At 65.6% G+C, this 418-nt stretch carries 1 pseudogene; it reads left to right on the top strand.

The features are described from left to right. Positions 1-418 (top strand): annotated as a pseudogene (locus tag ACT3UN_RS16580) (class 1b ribonucleoside-diphosphate reductase subunit alpha); the annotation flags it as partial.

Below are 418 nucleotides of genomic sequence, written 5' to 3' on the forward strand. Positions count from 1 at the left end.
AGCGGTGGACTCGGACAACTTCTCGCGCACCATCGAGACCGCGATCCGCGGGCTCACCGCCGTGTCCGACCAGACGTCCATCGACTCGGTGCCGTCGATCCGTGAGGGCAACGACGGCTCCCACGCCATCGGGCTGGGCCAGATGAACCTGCACGGTTTCCTGGGCCGCGAGCACATCCACTACGGCTCGGACGAGGGCCTGGACTTCACCAACGTGTACTTCGCCGCGGTGATGTACGAGTGCCTCAAGGCGTCCAACACGATCGCGCGGGAGCGCGGGACGAAGTTCCGGAACTTCGCCAACTCCGACTACGCCTCCGGGGAGTTCTTCGACTCCTACGACCCGGCCGCCTTCCAGCCGCGTACGGAGAAGGTCGCCGCGATCATCGAGAAGTCGTCGATCCACGTGCCCTCCACT

The sequence above is a fragment of the Corynebacterium sp. AOP12-C2-36 genome (assembly GCF_052379185.1).
Lineage (GTDB): Bacteria > Actinomycetota > Actinomycetes > Mycobacteriales > Mycobacteriaceae > Corynebacterium.